This window comes from Pseudomonas sp. SWRI99 (genome assembly GCF_014270125.1).
In the GTDB taxonomy this organism is placed as follows: Bacteria; Pseudomonadota; Gammaproteobacteria; order Pseudomonadales; family Pseudomonadaceae; genus Aquipseudomonas; species Aquipseudomonas hamedanensis.
The window spans coordinates 1-16,078 of the sequence record NZ_JABWQR010000054.1 but is presented as its reverse complement, the minus strand read 5'-3'; the positions used below and the strand labels follow the sequence as shown (position 1 = coordinate 16,078).

Here is a 16,078-nt window from a genome sequence, read left to right as displayed (position 1 = left end):
CTGTAGGAGTGAGCCTGCTCGCGATGACGTCATCAGCCACGCTGCACAATTGGCATCAGACAGAAAGCCGCAACCGCGCCAGATCTCTTAATGGCGGCGCACCAAACAAGCGGCTGTACTCGCGGCTGAACTGCGATGGACTTTCATAGCCGACCCGGTACCCCGCCGCCGAGGCTTCCAGGCCTTCGGTCAGCATCAACCGCCGCGCCTCTTGCAGACGCAGCTGCTTCTGATATTGCAGCGGGCTCATGGCCGTCATCGCCTTGAAGCGGTGATGCAACGTCGAGACGCTGAGGTTCACGGTTTTGGCCAGATCATCGATGCGCAGCGGCTGCTCGAAGTTGCTGTTGAGCCATTTGATCGCCTGGCTGATGCGGTGGCTCTGACTGTTGGCAATCGCGATCTCATACAAGCGATGACCCTGGGGACTGCGCAGCAGGCGATAGAGAATTTCCCGGCGAATCAGCGGCGCGAGCATGGCGATGTCTTTCGGTGCATCGAGCAGCCGTGCCAGGCGCAGCACGGCGTCAAGCATCGAACTGTCGATCTGTTCGACGTACAGACCACGCCCGGTCGGTCGGGTCGGCACGCCCATCGGTCCGGCGTCGGCGATCAGGGCGGTGATTTCCGCCGGGTCGATATCCAGACGCACGGCGAGGATCGGTGCTTCTGGCGACACGTTGACCACGCGCCCGCTCAACGGCATCGAGACCGACACCACCAGATAGTTCAACGGGTCGTAATTGAAGTATTCATCGGCCAGTCGCACCTCTTTGCGCCCCTGGGCCATGATGCACAGCGCCGGCTGCGCGAGCACCGGGGCGAAGTCGTGGGACCGGGTGTGGCGCGACATGTACAGCGAACCGATGGCGGTTTCATAGCTGCCATCTTCGCGGGTGTTGCGGCGAATGATCGCCGCCAGCTCCGCGCGCTGCTTTTCCATGTCAACGGTGGGTTGGGCTTGAAAATGATCGAATGACGTCATGCACGGCATCCTCGGCAGGGGAGGTGGAATGCAGCAGAGCATATGTTTGTGCAAGCAGCGGCGGTAGACACATTCTGCCAAATGCTTGCCTGATTCTGCCCGGAGCGGTACCTGCGTCCGCCGCCATACGAACCTGTAGGCGCTGCCGAAGGCTGCGATCCGTTGATCTTCAAGACAAAAATCAAAAGATCGCAGCCTTCGGCAGCTCCTACACAAAACGCGTATGACAGACGTGTGATACGGGTTTACAGGTTGTTACAGGTCGTCTGCGCAGTCTCGCAGGATTGTGCAACGCGACGGCAGGAATCGACTAACGGCGCAGATGCCCCGGCCCTTAACCTTTGCTCCAGTCGCAGCCCGTCCCCCGGCTGCCACGCGATTTCATGGAGGGTTGATCATGTCCAAGCAGATGCCTGTCAGTCATATGGCCTTCGTTCGTGCCCAGGCCGGGCGCTCGGCAGAACTCGGCGTGCGCCTGAGCGCGTTGATCGAAGTCTCGCGCGCCGCGCCCGGTTGCCTGAGTTTCTCGTTGCAGCAGTCGCAGTGCGACGCCGACCTGTGGCTGGTCAGTGGCTACTGGAGCAGTCAACAGACGATGACCGCGTATTTCAACAGTCCGTCGATGGAAGTCTTCGCCGAGCTGGTCCAGGACCTGGTGGTCAATAGCCTCGATTTCCACACCTTCAAGGACGTCTCGGCAGCGCAAGCGCTCGGTCAGTGCCCGTCAGCGATACACAAACTGGCCGGTTGAGGGTTTAATGTCCGGCTTGATTGATTGAGCCAGGATCCGCGACATGGCACGTAAAGAGTTTGAACGCTTCGAAGCAGTCTCCGCCGTCGTTCCCGTCGAACTGGGCGGCAACAAGGGGTATTACGCGGCAATCGCGGTCAAGGCCCTGGTCGATGGCGGCGCACCGCGCTTCCACAAATTGCTGGATGAGCAGGTGTTTCCCGGCGCCATCGCCGCCGATGCCGCAGCGACCGCCGAGCTGGATAAACTCAAGGGCGTCACTGATGACGCCGAGTTGATCTGGTAATCACTTCTGCGCCCCCGGGCGCCACATCTTGAACAGCGCTTCAGGCCCCAACTGGAAATAATCCGCCGGCCCGCCGCCGCGCAGAATCGGTTCTGCCGCGGCGGTGTCGTAGATGCCGTCCTTGAGCAGCCATCTGGCAATGTGCACGGCGACCACTTCGCCGAGGACCAGCCAGCTCGGCACGGTTTGGCCATCGGCGCGTTGCAACTGAATGATCTGCGTGACCTTGCACTCGAAGGACACCGGGCTTTCGGCAACCCGTGGCACTGAAATCACCTTTGACGCCGCTGTCGTCAGCCCCGCCAGTTCAAACTCGTTGACCTCTGGCGCAACCATCGCGCAGCTCTGGTTCATCTGCTCGGCCAACGGGCGGGTGGCGAGGTTCCAGGCGAATTCACCGGTCTGCTCGATGTTGTTCAGGCTGTCTTTGCGCCCGACGCTGGAAAAACCAATGATCGGCGGGACGTAGTTGAAGGCATTGAAGAAACTGTACGGCGCCAGATTGAGCTGGCCGTTGGCATCCTGCGAGGAAATCCAGCCGATCGGGCGCGGGCCGACGATGGCGTTGAACGGGTCGTGGGGCAGACCGTGGCCGTGGGCGGGTTCGTAGAAATGGATGTCATCGGGCATGGGCGGGTGTTCCTCAAAGGCATAGGGCAGAGGCCAATAGTGCTGGCCCGCAGAACCGATTTCCAGTCGATCACAAATATTCCTTTCCACGGCATGACCCTTGTGGAGCGAGCTTCGCGAAAGGGCCGTCACATTCGAGATTGATGGCGACTGACCTGCGGCTTTCGCGAGCAAGCTCGCTCCCACAGGTTTTGCGCTAACCGCGAACTCTGCAAACCCGGGAACGACTAAGCCCGGCCGAGGCCGGGCTTTGGCATCCAGCACAGCATTAGCTGATGGCAGCGGCAGTACCGGTTTTTTCGAAACCGTCGGCAGCAATCGCATTGGCAGTGCCGGTCTTGTCGAAGCCGTCAGCCGCGTAATGGGCAGAGCGGCCGGTGTCGATGGCAGCGCTGGCGCCGGAAATGAAGTCGGCTGATTGGGTGCGGTCCGAACCGTCGGCGGCGAAGGTGTTGGCGGCCAGTACGGACAAGGTCAAGGCGAGGATCAGTTTGGTTTTCATGGCGGTTACTCCGGATTCGTTGGCGACGTGTGTTTCATGGGATTAATGCTACGCCAACTAAATTGATTAAAAAGTGCAAGATAATGCTAAAAACAATCGATTAAATTGATATTAAGAGCGATGCGTTGGGTTCGCTTACGGCGCGGCAGCGAGCGTTGCGCGGTTCATCGATTAGAGGACGGCAGGATGCGCGAGCAAGATTAATCAGCGATTAATTGCTTCTTGGCGGGCGTTGAGGCGGGAGATTGCGGTGGACCCATTCGCGAGCAAGCCCGCTCCCACAGGATTTGCGTCAATCATTGATCCAGTGTGGGAGCGAGCCTGCTCGCGAAGGTGTCCGAACAGCCACCGTTGCAGTGGCTGTGTAATGCGGTCAGTCAGTCACGATGCGCGAGTGTTTCTGGGTGTCTTTCATGGTGATGTACACCAGCAGCGACACGGCAATGCACGCGGTGACGTACCAGTAGTAACCGGTTTCCATGCCGATGCTCTTGAACCACAGCGCGATGTACTCGGCGGTACCGCCGAAGATCGACACGGTCAATGCGTACGGCAGGCCGACGCCCAGCGCGCGGATTTCGGTCGGGAACAGCTCGGCTTTGACCACCGCGTTGATCGAGGTATAGCCGCTGACGATGATCAGCGCCGCCATGATCAGGAAGAATGCGCCCCACCAGGTCTGGATGGTGTGCAGGGTCATCAGGATCGGCACGGTGAAGATCGTACCGAGCACACCGAAAGCGATCAGGATCGGACGACGACCGATCTTGTCCGACAGGCCGCCGATGATCGGTTGCAGGCACATGAACAGGAACAGCGTGGCCGCCGAAATGGTGGTCGAGTCGGAAATGCTCATGCCGACGGTGTTCACCAGGTATTTCTGCATGTAAGTGGTGTAGGTGTAGAACGCCAGGGTGCCACCCATGGTCAGGCCGACCACGGTCAACAGTTCCTTGGGGTGACGCATCAAGGTGCGCATGGCGCTTTCTTTGGACTTCTCTTTCTTGGTGAACGACTCGGTCTCTTCCATGCCGCGACGCAGGTACAGCGCCACCACTGCACACAGCGCGCCGATGGCGAACGGAATGCGCCAGCCCCATGCGTACAGCTGTTCGGTGGTCAGTGTGTTTTGCAGCACGATCAACACGCCCAGCGCGATGAGCTGGCCGGAGATCAGCGTCACGTACTGGAAGCTGGAGAAGAAACCGCGACGTTCCTTGGTCGCCATCTCGGACAAGTAGGTAGCCGAGGTGCCGTATTCGCCACCGACCGACAGGCCTTGCAGCAGGCGCGCGAACACCAGCAGGATCGGCGCGCCGATGCCGATGGTTTCGTAGTTCGGGCTCAGTGCGATCAGCAGCGAGCCGAAGCACATCAGGTACACCGAAGCCATCAGCGCTTTCTTGCGTCCGACCTTGTCAGCGTACATGCCCATCAGCCAGCCACCGATCGGGCGCATCAAGAAGCCCACGGCGAAGATCGCAGCGGTGTTCATCAGTTGCGCGGTGGTGGAACCGGCGGGGAAAAAGGTCTTGGCGAAGTACAGGGAGAAGGCGGCATACACGTACCAGTCATACCACTCGACCATGTTGCCGACAGAGCCGCTGAAGATCGATTTGATCCGGCTGGCGGTGGTTCTTGGTTTCGCCGGCGCGGCAGCCGACCCAAGGGGCAGGGCGTTGGAGTTATCCATTGAAGGATCCTTCATTTAATTGTTTTTGTGGAGCGCGTCGAAACGCAGCCTGCCTGAGCTATAGCAGGAGCTGTGCCAACGGGCAGAGGGCCGGTTTAGAGGGGGCGGCCGGATCAAGTGAGCGGAAATCCGCTTACTGAGAGCTCAGGGTGAGCGGGAAATTGCTCATCGGGCTGAGCATTGTGCTGAGCCGGCTTCCCTCTTCGCGAGCAAGCTCGCTCCCACATTGGATCTGTGACCGGTACAAATCCCCTGTGGGAGCGAGCTTGCTCGCGAAAGGGCCTGTCCAGTCACCGCCAAGCTCAACTTTCAGGAACAAACATCTCCCGACTCAACCCATGCCGCTGCATCTTTTCATTGAAGGTCCGGCGCGGCAGTTGCAGCTCTTCAAGTACCGCTTTTACATCACCTTTATGCCGAGTGAGCGCCGAGCGCAGGCACTGCGCTTCAAACGCCTCCTGCTGCGCCGCCAGCGATTGCCCCGGATCGATTCCCGGCGCCGGCTCGTCCAGGCCCAACACCTGACGCTCGGCAACGTTCGCCAGTTCGCGCACGTTGCCTGGCCAGTCATGGCTGAGCAGATGACTCAGTTGCGCTCCGGTCAGCGGCGGGAATGTCCGCCCCAGACGTTGAGCGGCGCTCTGGGCGAAGTTTTCGAACAATAGAGGAATGTCTTCACGCCGCTCACGCAGCGGCGGCAAGCGCAGCTCGGCGACATTCAGGCGATACGCCAGGTCTTCGCGAAAGCGTCCGGCTCGCGCTTCGTCGAGCAGGTCGGGCTTGGTTGCCGCGACGATGCGCAGGTCGACGCGGATACTCTGGTTCGACCCCAGTCGCTCAAGCTTCTGTTCCTGGAGGACGCGCAGCAGTTTCACCTGTTGGGCCAGCGGCATGCTTTCGATCTCATCGAGAAACAAAGTGCCGCCATCAGCGTATTCGAGCTTGCCGATGCGCTTGCCGGAAGCACCGGTAAACGCGCCGCTTTCGTGCCCGAACAACTCGGCTTCAAACAGTTGTTCCGGGATCGCCGCGCAGTTCAGGGCCACGAAGGGTTTTTCGGCACGCGGACCGAAATCATGCAGGCAACGGGCAACCAGCTCCTTGCCGCTGCCGGTTTCGCCACGGATCAGCACGTTGACAGGCAGCGCCGCCAGATCCAGCACTTGCCGGCGCAAAGTCTGCAAACCCCGGGACACACCGAGCAATGTCGCATCGAGTCGGGCGCGGTTGTCGGCCTGTTCATGCAGGGCGCGGTTTTCCAGGACCAGTCGGCGTTTCTCCAACGCCCGACGCAAGCTGCCGAGCAAGGTCTCCGGGCTGAACGGTTTTTCCAGAAAATCGTAGGCACCGTCACGCATGGCAGCGACCGCCATTGGCACATCGCCGTGGCCGGTGAGCAGGATCAGCGGCAGGTCGGCATCGCGTCGCTGCACCTGGGCGAGCAATTCCAGACCGCCCATGCCAGGCATGCGCACATCGCTGAGGATGACGCCGGGAAAGTGCGCGGGCAGGGCGGCGAGGCATTCCTCGGCGCGGCTGAACAGTTGCACCGCGAACCCCGACAGGCTCAGCCACTGTTCGACAGCGCTGCGAATGCTGCTTTCGTCGTCGACCACCATTACCGAATTGAGCATCAGACAGGCCCCTCCAGATCGATCGGCAAGGTCAGCGTGAACACCGCGCCGCCGTCGCCATTTTCGACGCTCAGGCGGCCGCCGGATTCATGCACGATGGCAAAGGATACCGCCAGCCCCAGGCCCAGACCGTCGCCCACCGGTTTGGTCGTGAAGAACGGGTCGAACACCTGATTCAGATGCTCGTCGGCAATGCCGCCGCCATTATCCATAACGCTGAGGCGCCACAATTGCTCGTCGGCTTCCAGACGAATTTCCAGACGTTTGCAGACTTTGCCCTGCATCGCATCCAGCGCATTGCGCAGCAGATTGATCAGCACTTGTTCGAGACGAATCGCATCACCGCGCATCCACGCCGGGCGCGCCAGGTGCAGGACCAGACTGACCTGCTCATCACGCAGCCGCGCATCGAGCAACTGTAGCGACTGATCGACCACTGTCGCCAGATCCAGCCGTTCGCGCAAGCCGCTCGGGCTTTTGCGGGCGAAGGTCTTGAGGTGGCCGGTGAGCGCGGCCATGCGCGTGAGCATATCGTCCACCGGTTTGAGCGCCTTGTACGCGTCATCGACGCGGCCATGTTCAAGTAGCAGGCGCAAGGTTGCCAATTGCATGCGCTGAGCGGTCAGCGGTTGATTGATTTCATGGGCCAGTGCCGCCGACATCTGCCCCAATGCGGCAAGTTTGGCCGACTGCACCAGACCCTCCTGCGCGGTGCGCAGGTCGCGGGTGCGTTCTTCTACCAGGCGCTCCAGTTCTTCGCGGTTGCGCTGACGGATTTTTGCCAGGCGCCAGCGCTGGCTGAGAAACAGCAACAGAAACACCAGCGCCAGCCACACCCCGGCGGCGGCGAGCCCGGCATTGCGCTGGTCTTCGAAGGCCACTTGCGGGCGCCGCAGCAGGTGCAAGGTCCAGCCTTCCGCCGCCAGCGGCAGTGATTCCCACAGATAATCCGCGGTACCCTGTGGCCCTTCGACCCGACGCAGATCGCTGTTGTCATCGAAGCGGCGCAGCGACAGATGCGTCAACGGCACCAACGATTGTTTGTCGTACTGACGGGTCGCCTTGATCTCGGCCAGGTCATCGGCGTCCAGCGGGCGTAACGCGCGATAGCGCCAGCCCGGCTGGTTGGCGATGAAGATGATGCCGCGGGCATCGCTGACCAGCAGGGTGTCGCTGCCCTGGCTCCACTCACGCTCCAGCTCGGGGAATTCCAGCTTGACCACCATCGCCCCGAGAAACGCATCGTTGTCGCCGAGCACGGCGCTGGACAGAAAATACCCGGGAATGCCACTGGTCACGCCGACGGCATAAAACCGCCCGCTGCCCTGGGTGCGGGTCTGCCTGAAATAAGGCCGAAAGCCGTAGTTGTGACCGACGTAACTGCTGGGCAGGCGCCAGTTGCTCGCGGCCACGGCCAGACCGGTGTGATCGAGCAGCTCAAGCGTCGAGGACTGCGCCGCGCCGTTGATCTTTTCCAGCTTGAGGTTCAACGCCGCCTGCTCCTCGGCGTCGACCGTGCCAGCCAGCGCCGCGCGTAATTGCGGGTCGAGCGCCAGCACGGCGGGCAGGGCGCGATAGCGGTCGATCAGGGTGTGCAGCGAGTTGGCATAGAGCGCCAGTTGCTGGTTGGCGCGCGCGGCATCCTCTTCCAGCGCCTGACGTTCGGCGTGGCGGATGGCCAATGTCGCGGCGAGCGCGGCACCGGCAATGATCAGCAGGGTATACAACGACAGACGCAGGAAACGGGAAGTCGGCAGCATGCTGGGCAAACGGATGGCAGGTCGGGCGGGCACGATAGCATGTCGCTCGGCAGGGTTGTCGTCACCCGCAAAAACCGGCTTGGCAGGTAATCGGGCGCACGGACAGGCCACGGCCGTCGCTCACCGCAAGTGTTGGCGTGTGCCAGTGCCCTGACTGACTCATCGCCCCTGATCTTTGGTCATGTTCAGGCGGCCTTTTTCCTGGCGGCTGCGTGTCTTTGCTTGAGCAAAAACTGATTGTCAGTGGTTCCCATCTCTTTGTACGCGCCCAGCCCGGCCTGTGCCCTGGCAATGTTCGCCAGTATTGCCTGGCTTTTCTGGCGCAGTGCCGAACGGCTGACGGGAGCCAGGGTTTCGCTGGAGGTGGTGCCATTGACGTTGGGCAGCACGCTGGCTGGAGCGACGACATCATTGCCCAGCGCATCGAAGGCGTTCTCGGCCCAGGTGGAACGTTGCTCGACGGCGGCTTTCCAGTCATCGAGCATTTTTTCGATTTTCTGGATTTTCGCCGGGTCGAGGCGGTTTTTGATGTCTTCGGCTTCCTGAACGCGAGCGCCCATATTGAGCGCGCCGGGAATGATCCCGATGACTGAGGCCACGACTCTGTTCATAAGAAAAACCGGATTGAGTACTGCGTTGAGCGCTGGGTGCATTACCTCGTCCTTGAAGTCTCGCCAGGAGGTGATTTCCTTGACGGGGTCTTCGACTCCCAGACTTTTATCAATCGCGCTGACAGACATCTGTGAGGTCTGTGGAATTAATGGGCCGAAACGCGGGCCAATATTCTTCACCACCGGATCCGCCATTGCACCGGCAAGGTCACCACCGATGTTGCCCCCGATCAATCCTCCCGGGCTCACAAAAGCCTGCACTTCTGGCCGTAAGCGGACTATGTCATTGAGCTGACTTGTTCCCAGCCCCCCGCCTTCGTAGGCGGCTATACCGCTTAAAGTTTCCCCCAACAGATTCAGCGCCAGATTGGCCGCGATGTTTTTCTGATGGATGATGTCGTGCAGTTGCCCCAGGAGCAGTTCGGAGTTGTCGTGAACGGCTGAAGCGAACTGCGAATACAGCATGATCACGAACTCGGCCCGCGAATTGCCATCGGGGTCGGTAAAGCGCATGGGATTGTTGCCCACAAACCCATACAGATTCAGCCCGTCCACGTCCCCCGCCGAATCTGGACTGATCCAGCGCTGCAACCAGGGCGCGTAATAGCGTGCGCCGTAGTGAATCAGCCCGCTGACGTCTGTCTCCTTGCCCGAATAACGGACGAACCTGTAACTGACTTCAATGGCCGACTCGGCCGTCAGCCACGCGGTAGCGCCGAACGGGTAGTAGCCTTCGTGGCTGATGATCCGGGCGTTCTGATCCAGCTCCATCGCACAGGAGCCCAGATGATCCTCAAGGCTGAAGCGCAGCTGGTCGTTGGCGATTTCCCTTGGCGGATTCTTCGCCCAATGCAGGCAGCGTGCACTGCCCACGCTGATGACGTGCAGTTCTTCGCCGTTGTCCTTGCTGCGAATTTCCAGGCCCGGCAGGTAGCGCACCTGATGGAAATGTTCAGTGCTGGCGGTGAAGGTTTCGTGGCGTTTGAACACCCGCACGCCCTGGCTGTATCCATAGTGCTCGGCGTCGTCGCGACCGCCGCGATCGACCAGCGTGATGACTTGTACTTCGTCACGGACGTTCCACTGGATAGGGTGCCCCGGTTGCAGCGCTAGCTGATTGCCGTGGCGATCGAACAGGCTGGCGAAGTCCGGCGGCGGATCGTCGGGTTTGCAGCGCACGGCGCGGTTGCTGTACGCGTCAATGCACATCTGTACGGTGTGACTGGCGCCGTCCCGCACGTGCACCAGTTTTTCCAGGTTGCCGCCCGCGTCGTAGGCGTAGGTCTGGGTGTAATTGAGGCGGTTGTTGGGGTCAGTCGGTAGTGGCAGGCCGGGGATGTCCGAGAGCGGGCCATCGTCGTAACCGCTGGCATGGATCAGGCGGTACAGCGAGTCATAGACAAAGTTGCGATGGCCATCGACCCGCTGGTTGGCAAACCAGCTCGGCTGGAAAGCGTGGTCTTCGATGCGGGTGATGTTGCCGACGCGGTCGTAAAAATATTCAAGGTTCTGCAGCACTGCCCCGGCCTCTTTGCGGCTGTATTGCGTGTGCAAGCGACCATCGGCTGGATCGTACGTCCAGTGGCTGAGCACGCCGTTGCCGGCCTGTTGCTCGATGATCTGGTCGGCGGCGTTGTAGTGGGCATCGAGCAGCACGGATTGCCTGTCTGACTCTCCGTTGATCAGCAACTGCACCTGCCTGAGTTGCCCGGCCAGCCCGTAACGCGACTGCTGGCGGTGCTGGCCGGCATCGGTCTGTTCCAGCACGGCGCCCAGTGGGCTGAACACACGACGGCTGGTGAACGCCTCGCCATCGCCAAAGGTGCGGGTTTCGCGCAATGGCTGACCGGTCAGGGCGAAGCTGTCGGTGCGCAGGGTACCGGAGCGGTCTTGCTGCTCGAGCAACTGGCCGCGCAGGTTGTGCCCGGCGTCGGCCTGGGCATCGGCGTAGGCAAACACCTCGACGCCGGCTTCACCGTTCTCCTCGACCGCGACCACGCGCAACTGTTCGTCGAAGGTCGTGCGCCACTGATTGCCACGGGCATCCCAGCGCCGCAGCGGCTCGCCCGCCAGCCCCGGCAGGTTCAGACGCCAACCGGCGTCGACGCTGGTGGATTTTAGTACGGCGCCATCCAGGCCATAAACCGTAGTCAGGCAGGGCTCGGGCAGGCGCGGATCCCACTGCGATACGAGTCGTCCAGCCAGATCGTGTTGCTGACGGTTGACCCGTGATTCGATCTCGCTGGCCGTGCGCAGATAGCCAATCTGGCGCACGGGCAGGCCACGGCCGTCGCTCACCGAAAGTGTTGGCGTGTGCCAATGCTCGCGGGTGTTCATGATGCTTGCGCCTTCGCTCTATCAGGTGGCGAGGCGGTGTCGTTAAAGTCGAGGTGGGTGTTGTACCAGGGATGGTGGTGATCGAGGGCATAGTCGCTCTTGGCGTTGATCACTTTGATCAGCCGGCCCAGGGCGTCATAGAACAGCTGATCGAAATAACCGAGTTCACGCATGGACCGGTCATTGACGTAGCCGTGCACATCGGCGAAAAACGGCCGGAACTGGCGAATCGGCAAACCCTTGTTGTTGTATTCGACCCGCTCACTGACACGCCAGCGCGGATCGGCATACACCTCGACATACTTGCCATCCTCAATGACCAGCCAGCCATCCACGACCTTGTATGCCAGGCCCGGATCGACCAATTGCTGGGTCTGCAACGCCCGGCCAAAGCCATCCACGCACGCCTTGATGATCTGGATCTGTGCGGGCGTCTCGTCGTAGTAATCGCGGTCGGCACTGAGCACCACGCTATGCACGGGCTCGCGATGAGCCGCTTCGATTGCCGCCAGTAATTGTTGTTCAGCCGGCGCCAGGGTGGCGCGCACTGGCGCGAATATGTCCGCTGGGCAGCAGATAGCCGTCAACGGCCCATTGTGCGAGCGTATCGGCAGGGGCGGCAATCTGTCCCATCCAGCTGAACAAATCGCGGCGCAGGGCGCTCGCGGCGTATTGCACGGCCGCTACCGGATCGGCAATGGCCGGGTCGGGTCGGTGATCTTGCGGGGGAACATATTCATCCAGCGGTCTGAATCCTGCGGCAATGCCGTTTGCAGTGCCATGGAAACTCGTCGCCAGAGGCTGTCCCGAAGGGGCACAGATGACCTCCTGGATGTTGTCGTTGAAGTCAATGATGCTCGACGGTTGCAGGAGGTGGTAGTCATGGGCGATGTGTGTCGTGCAGCAATCGGGCAACTTGACACGGACGAGGGCCAGCCCGTGGGCGTCGTATGTGGCGCAGGTGAAACCGTGGCTGAGGGTTTCGCGGTAGCGCAGGACCTTGTAAAAGCCGTCGAGGCCAGCGTATTCGGCGAAGCCGAAATGCGCCGAATACAGCGCTGGATCGGCACCGGGCGGGGCGGCGGGTTCAAACAGAAACGCCATCGGCGTATAACCGATTTTGATCAATTCGTCATGGATGTCAAACGGCGCAGGCAGGTCGCCGTACGCCGCCAGCGCGACGTTGTCCAGTTGCGCCAGTTCCAGCGGTCCGCGCAGCGCTTCGAACTCGGCAACGCCATCGCTCAATGGTGTGTCGTCCTTTTTTAAATAGCGCTGCACGGACTGAGTCGTCAGAACGCGCTCGGTACGCCAGTGCGGCGAATGCTGATGGAGCTTCAACTGCTCATACGACACCTGCCCGGCACTGAGACCGGTCGGCAGTGTGCCCTTGGGCAAGACCAGGGCGTTACCGCGTTGCAGGTAAGGTAAGCCCAGCCGCCACTGCTGCGGATCGATCAGGTCAATAAATTGGGCAAGCATTTCGCTCAGATAAAACGATTGCTGCGCCGGGTCATGAGCGTCGCGCCACCATTGCTGTTCGTCTGGATCGGTAAATGGCGGCGGGCGGTCCTTCGTCAGGCGCCGGGCATAGCTCACGGTCAGGGCGTGGATCAGCGAGCCGAACGCGTTCCAGCGCATGTTGGTCTCGTGACGGCACAGTGGGTCGTTGATCACCCGGTCGTACTGATAGTTGATGCTTTCCACCAACAACGGCAGCAACACCGCGGCAGCATACTGGCCCTGTGGCCGGACCTCGCGTACCAGATAGCGCCGCTCTTCAACGCTAAACAGAGTGGCGACTCCCGGCTCGGCCACTTCGTTGTCGGCATAGGTTTCGATGCGAATGACCGAACCGACCAGCGCCCGCGCAATCTGGTATTGCGTATCGGCGTCGTGCGGGGGGAGAGGGTCATCGAAATCGTTTTCGTGCGGCGGCGTAAGGCTGAACAGCGTAGGGCCCAGCGCAATGGCGTCCTTGTCGTCATTGAAGTAGTCGTCACGGGGGCGATCCATCACTTGGCCGGTATGAAACCAGGTACACACCCGCACCGGCTGGCTGAAGCCGATATCGTCGTCGCCCGTGGCGCTTTCGCTGTCGACTTGCTGTAACTGGCCGAAGCCGCGGAACTCACGTTCCCGACTGTCGTAAACGCCTTCACGCCAGGTAAACAACTGCGTCAGGCAGTTACCGGTGATTTCATCCAGTTGTTGCTGTTTTTTGACCACGGCCACCGGGAACGGCAGGTATGAGGCCGGTGGGCGACCGAGCTTGAGCAAGTTGTGTTTTTCATCGAGCCACTCCTGCGCCGAACTGCGATAGACCACGCTGGCACTGCATCCCATGTTGTTATTGCTGGTGGTCAACAGATACGGCTTGGCCGCGACGAAATCGTAACGCCAGTGCTGCGGATGAACATGCGTCACCGTCAGAATCAGGCTGGCGCAGCCCAACCCCTGAAGGTCGGCGAAGCTCACCTGGCAAAGTGAGTCATAGCGCACGCCTTCGGGCCAGGGCACGCTGACCGGAATCTGCTCCAGTCCATTGCCACCGCGGTTCAGGTAGATCTCGAAGACATCGGATTTCAGATAAATCAGCGCCGGTGCCCCGGAACCATCGAGGTCGGCCAGGCGCACCCGCGAGGAATCGAACTGTTCATAGGCGAAGGGCAGTGCGCTGATTTTTTGACCTTCGCCGAACCTGCCGTGGCCGAGGTTGGCCCAGCAGCGAATTTCATCGTGGCGAATGCGGCACAGTTCGGGCATGTCGCTGCCGAGCAAGTTGCCGAGCACCACCAGTTCAGAGCGCGAGTTGCTGAGCAATGGCAGGCGGTCGCGCTGATGGGGCACCTCTTGCGCTGCCGCGAAGCCTTGCTCGCGCTCGTTGCGATAAAGGCGCACAGCGTGCGTGCCGATCAGTGCCAGTGAAATCAAGCCATCGCCGCCGAAGTCACCTTGGGTCAACAAGGCGTGTGAATACTCCAGCGGGAATTTGTTGAACAAGACAAACCGCTCGAACTCACGCTCTGGCGTCAGGGCATGGAAGCCGCTCGATCCGGGCTGCGAAATGAGCAGATCGAGACGACCGCTGCCGGTCATGTCGATCAGTTGCGCACTGGCCCGGCCACGATCCACGACGGGAATCTTGTCCAGCAGGGCCCAGGGTCCGTAGCCGATGTGGTCGGTGTCAGGCTCTGAGCGCATCGGTTCGCGGTAATACCAGGCCTGATCGTAGCGGCAGAGAAATCCCGGTATACCCTCCCCGTAAAGATCGACACACTGGTAAAACCCGCCGTCTTCCACGCCCGGCTGGTGGTCGGCGTCCAGCAGGCGCTGTGGGGTTTTGTTGATCTCGAATGTTGAATAATCGAACTCCACCGGCGGCGTATGTTCGACTTTGCCATTGGCATCAAAGGCCTGGTAATGCGCGGCGCTGATCTGGCTATAAGCCCACTGAGCGACATTTTGCGGGGTGTGGTATTCCAACAGCAGGCGTCGGGCCAGCAGCGGTTTCTCCCCCAGGTTGGCCGGGTTTTGATGAAACATCAGCACTTGTCGGCAAAGCCGCCGCGTGCCGATTTCAAAGCCTTGACCGTAAGTCGAAAAAGGATCCGGGCGAAGCGACCACGACCCTGATATGTCTGCATCGAACGGCGGGGTTTCGGTGAGCGAAGTCGTACGCTCGCCGTAGTCGAAGATCAATTGAAACTGCCAGGCCAGATCGCCCGGGTCGGCCACGGTCCAGGCGAACAGTTGCGCGCTGGCTGTGAAGTTGCCATAGCACACCCGCTCCAGATAACGCTGGGCGCGGTAGTCATGGATCGGATCGGGCTCCTCGTCATCGGCCTTGTAAAGGAAGCAGATGTGTTGGCCATGAGCGTTCATGCTCTCGCACAGCAGCCAACTGGCAATGCGTTGCGGATCATCCGGATCCTCGCGCCGGGACGCTGCGGTTTTGCCGTAGACGTGCAGCGAGCCATCCGCGCCATGGATCAGCCAGAACGTCGGTAGAGCGGCCTCGCGGCTTTGCCGTTGCCAGAGCTCGCGCAAGGCAAAGTCACTCTCGACGCGTGGCCAGTAACGCACCACGCGGTGCGGGCCGATGTATTCACCGTTATAGGTCGATTCAACGCGCCACTTCAGCGAACCATCGGCTTCCAGTTCGGGCATCCACACTTCGCCGTCGTGACCGATGATTTCATCGTGTTCGGTATAGCGCGGCACGCCCTTATTGGTGCGTCGGCTGATCTGACTGAGCCCCAAGCCCCAACCGACACCGAACGGCCCGTTTCCGGTCTGGCTGCTGTAAGACAGGGACAATGTCGGCGCCAGGCCCCAGCCGCTGGTCAAGGGGATTGGCAGCTCAAACGCCGCCGCTCCCGTCGGCCCCACGGCGCCCCAGCTTTTGCCAACGGTGGCGATCGATGAGCTCTTGGCGATGGACGGGGTGACGATACTCAGCTCGGGTTCGGCCATGATTGCGTCCGTTGCAGGTTCGGTGGCGTAGGTGAGTTGACGCTAACAAAAAAAAGGTGGGACGTGACCTGTCAGATCTGACAGGTGCGCAAGATCGATTTGTGTGCTTGCCGGGATTTTTTATCGCGAAACCAACCGTGTGGGAGCGGGCAAACTCCCACAACTGGATTTGCGTGTTTGCGCGATTTGAGTGCGCCGCCAAAAACTGTGGGAGTGGGCTTGCTCACGAAGAGGGGGCGTCAGGCAACGAATTCGTTTAATGACACCCTGCATTCGCGAGCAAGCTCGCTCCCACAATGGGATTTTCGAGTTGGCGCGATTCTGAGTACACAAGCTAAAAACTGTGGGAGTGGGCTTGCTCACGAAGAGGGGGCGTCAGGCAACGAATTCGTTTAATGACACCCTGCATTCGC

11 protein-coding genes are annotated in these 16,078 nt (G+C 60.7%); 2 read left to right on the top strand and 9 right to left on the bottom strand.

What is annotated here, in order from left to right; genetic code table 11:
- Positions 1–55: 55 nt before the first annotated feature.
- A complete protein-coding gene (locus tag HU743_RS26665) occupies positions 56–985 on the bottom strand; it encodes an AraC family transcriptional regulator (protein ID WP_186652314.1) in 930 nt (309 codons plus the stop codon).
- Between the two features lie 397 nt (positions 986–1,382).
- On the opposite strand from HU743_RS26665, the gene HU743_RS26660 reads away from it, so the two are divergent.
- Both HU743_RS26660 and HU743_RS26655 read left to right on the top strand, forming a co-directional pair.
- Positions 1,383–1,736: an antibiotic biosynthesis monooxygenase family protein gene (locus HU743_RS26660; RefSeq protein WP_186550120.1), complete on the top strand. Its 354-nt coding sequence runs from the start codon at positions 1,383–1,385 to the stop codon at positions 1,734–1,736.
- A 43-nt stretch (positions 1,737–1,779) separates the two neighbouring features.
- Positions 1,780–2,022, top strand: a complete 243-nt coding sequence (locus HU743_RS26655) for a hypothetical protein (RefSeq protein ID WP_186652313.1) — start codon at positions 1,780–1,782, stop codon at positions 2,020–2,022.
- Here HU743_RS26655 and HU743_RS26650 read toward each other — a convergent pair whose 3' ends face one another.
- From HU743_RS26650 to HU743_RS26620, 8 genes are all read right to left on the bottom strand, one after another.
- Positions 2,023–2,652 (bottom strand): flavin reductase family protein, encoded by a 630-nt coding sequence (locus tag HU743_RS26650; protein WP_186652312.1) that lies wholly within the window; start codon positions 2,650–2,652, stop codon positions 2,023–2,025.
- Between the two features lie 268 nt (positions 2,653–2,920).
- Entirely contained in the window at positions 2,921–3,154 is a 234-nt protein-coding gene (locus HU743_RS26645; protein ID WP_186652311.1) for a hypothetical protein, read from the bottom strand.
- 373 nt (positions 3,155–3,527) lie between these two features.
- Positions 3,528–4,847, bottom strand: coding sequence for an MFS transporter (locus tag HU743_RS26640; RefSeq protein ID WP_186550127.1), 1,320 nt, complete (start codon positions 4,845–4,847; stop codon positions 3,528–3,530).
- Between the two features lie 302 nt (positions 4,848–5,149).
- Positions 5,150–6,481 (bottom strand): sigma-54 dependent transcriptional regulator, encoded by a 1,332-nt coding sequence (locus tag HU743_RS26635; RefSeq protein WP_186652310.1) that lies wholly within the window; start codon positions 6,479–6,481, stop codon positions 5,150–5,152.
- Positions 6,481–8,241, bottom strand: coding sequence for an ATP-binding protein (locus HU743_RS26630; RefSeq protein ID WP_186621578.1), 1,761 nt, complete (start codon positions 8,239–8,241; stop codon positions 6,481–6,483). The genes HU743_RS26635 and HU743_RS26630 overlap by 1 nt, the downstream gene beginning before the upstream one ends.
- A 185-nt stretch (positions 8,242–8,426) precedes the next feature.
- Positions 8,427–11,189, bottom strand: coding sequence for an RHS repeat-associated core domain-containing protein (locus HU743_RS26625; protein ID WP_186652309.1), 2,763 nt, complete (start codon positions 11,187–11,189; stop codon positions 8,427–8,429).
- Positions 11,186–11,737, bottom strand: a complete 552-nt coding sequence (locus HU743_RS27470) for a hypothetical protein (protein ID WP_346656539.1) — start codon at positions 11,735–11,737, stop codon at positions 11,186–11,188. Before HU743_RS27470 ends, HU743_RS26625 begins: the two co-directional genes overlap by 4 nt.
- A complete protein-coding gene (locus tag HU743_RS26620) occupies positions 11,712–15,665 on the bottom strand; it encodes a SpvB/TcaC N-terminal domain-containing protein (RefSeq protein ID WP_346656538.1) in 3,954 nt (1,317 codons plus the stop codon). Before HU743_RS26620 ends, HU743_RS27470 begins: the two co-directional genes overlap by 26 nt.
- Positions 15,666–16,078: the final 413 nt, after the last annotated feature.